Annotated in this window: 3 protein-coding genes; 1 reads left to right on the top strand and 2 read right to left on the bottom strand. The window is 62.1% G+C overall.

What is annotated here, in order from left to right:
- Positions 1-742, bottom strand: a 742-nt coding sequence (locus PMI16_RS09720; protein ID WP_157212586.1) for a tetratricopeptide repeat protein, incomplete at its 3' end; no start/stop codon positions are given.
- A gap of 148 nt (positions 743-890) precedes the next feature.
- Positions 891-1,637, bottom strand: a complete 747-nt coding sequence (locus PMI16_RS09715) for a TIGR00730 family Rossman fold protein (protein WP_007878978.1) — start codon at positions 1,635-1,637, stop codon at positions 891-893.
- Between PMI16_RS09715 and PMI16_RS09710 the strand changes: the two genes are divergently transcribed.
- Positions 1,638-2,516 (top strand): 5'-3' exonuclease (locus PMI16_RS09710; protein ID WP_007878977.1); only part of this gene is annotated, 879 nt, incomplete at its 3' end.

The following is a 2,516-nucleotide window of genomic DNA, read 5'->3' as shown; positions in this document are numbered from 1 at the left end:
CCGGCCCGGCAGCAGCCGCGGCAGCGGCGGAAGTGGGAGCGACTTGCTTCAGTTGCGCCAGCGCCTGCACGGCCGGTGCGTGGTTTTGCGCCGCGGCGCGCGCATACCATTGCGCGGCCATCGTTTCGTCGGTGCGCACGCCATAGCCGTTCTGGTACATCCTGCCGAGGCTGTATTGCGCCAGCGGCTGGCCCCGCGCACCGGCTTTTTCCAGCCACAGCAGCGCCTGGCGGAAGTCCTGTGCGACGCCGTCGCCGTTCAGGTACATCGCGCCGAGGTTGGTCTGCGCCAGCGTGTTGCCTTGCTGCGCGGATTTGAGCAGCCACTCCACCGCCGCCACGGCGTTCTTCGGCACGCCGTAGCCCAGAAGATAGCTGGTGCCGAGGCTGTATTGCGCATCGGCGTGGCCCTGGTTTGCCGCTTTCTGCAGCCACAGCACCGCCGCCGCCGGGTCTTTCGGGACGCCCTCGCCGCTGTTGTACATCCGCGCCAGTGTGTATTGGGCTTCGGCGTTGCCGCTTGCCGCTGCGCTGGCGACTTGCTCCGCTGAGGGCGAGAGTGCGCCGGCGCTGGCGGGATTGGATTGCGCCTGCGCCAGCGGAAACGCCTGCGCAACGACAAGCGCGAGCAGGCAGCACAGGCGGTATTTGGTGATCATGTCAGGTTCGGTCCAGGGATAGGCAAAGAGATGCTGCACGCGTGCAGGCCCGGTGATGAACCAGCTTCGACGGGGGCGGCGCACGTTCGTTCAACGCCTTGCCGATTACGCAACGATTACGACGGAGCCATAGAACAACTATTGAAGTTTTTCTCAAAAAAATGGCCCGCAACAGCATCGTTGCGGGCCGGCGTCTCCGACGCTACATTGACCGTATTTGCTCCGTGCCTGCTTACAGATACATGCCGGTTTGCTGTTCGCTGTCGCCGTCGGCGCCTGCCGGTTTTTGGCGGGCTTCGTAGAACTTCTGGATCGCGACCACCACTTCGGCAGGATCGTCGATGACTTGCATCAGGTCCAGATCCTTGGGCGAGATCATGCCGTCGTCGATCAGTTGCGTCTTGATCCAGTCCATCAGGCCGCCCCAGAATTTGCTGCCGACCAGGATCACCGGCATCAGGCGCGATTTGCCGGTCTGCATCAGGGTCAGCGCTTCGGTCAGTTCATCCAGCGTGCCGAAGCCGCCCGGCAATACCACGTAGGCGTCGGCGTATTTGACGAAGGCGACCTTGCGCGCGAAGAAATGGCGGAACGACAGCGAGATGTCCTGCCAGCCGTTGCCGTGCTGTTCGTGCGGCAGTTCGATGTTCAGGCCGACCGATGGCGAGGCGCCGTCGAAGGCGCCCTTGTTGGCCGCTTCCATGATGCCCGGACCGCCGCCCGAGATGACCGCAAAGCCGGCGTCGGAAAGGCGTCGCGCGATGTCGACGCACAAGGCATAATGCGGATCGTCTGCTTTCGTGCGCGCGGAACCGAAGATGGAAACGGCAGGCCGCAGCTCCGACAGACGCTCGGTGGACTCGATAAATTCTGCCATAATCGTGAGCACATGCCATGACTCGCGCGCCTTCTTGGCGGTGGCGCGCTCGATGTCATTCACTTCCCGCAGTCGCGGTACATTTTTTCCTCTAAGTTCCATATGCAAAAAACCTTGTTGTTAGTTGATGGTTCCAGTTACCTCTATCGTGCATTTCATGCCTTGCCGGATATGCGTAACGCGGAAGGCGCGCCGACCGGTGCGTTGTACGGCATCATCAATATGTTGCGCCGACTGCGCAATGATTATCCTGCAAGTTACATCGCTTGTATATTCGACGCCAAGGGAAAAACCTTCCGTGACGACTTGTACACCGAGTACAAGGCTACACGCAAATCGATGCCGGAGGATCTGGCCTTGCAAATCGAGCCGATTCACGCCGCCGTGCGCGCCCTGGGCTGGCCCATCCTGATGGTCGAAGGCATCGAGGCCGACGACGTCATCGGCACGCTGGGCGTGCGCGCCGCCGAGGAAGGACTCAAGACCATCGTCTCCACCGGCGACAAGGACATGGCGCAATTGGTCAACGATCACGTCACGCTGGTCAACACCATGAGCAACGAAACCATGGACCGCGCCGGCGTGATCGCCAAGTTCGGCGTGCCGCCCGAGCGCATCGTCGATTACCTGAGCCTGATCGGCGACACCGTCGACAACGTCCCGGGCGTCGAGAAGTGCGGCCCCAAGACCGCGGTCAAATGGCTCACGCAATACGATTCGCTCGACGGCGTCATGGCCAATGCCGACAAGATCACCGGCGTGGTCGGCGAGAACCTGCGCAAGGCTTTGCCGTGGTTGCCGCAGGCGCGCGTGCTGGTGACGGTCAAAACCGATTGCGACCTGTCTGCGCACATGAGCACCATCCTCGACTCGCTGACGGTGCAGCCCAACGACAACGTCGCGCTGCGTGAAATCTTCACTCGCTACAACTTCCGTACCTGGTTGCGCGAACTCGATGCTGCGGCAGGGGCCGCCACGTCC

Origin of the sequence: Herbaspirillum sp. CF444 (assembly GCF_000282135.1) — a bacterium.
In the GTDB taxonomy this organism is placed as follows: domain Bacteria; phylum Pseudomonadota; class Gammaproteobacteria; order Burkholderiales; family Burkholderiaceae_D; genus Herbaspirillum.
This window is presented reverse-complemented; position numbering and strand designations above follow the sequence as displayed.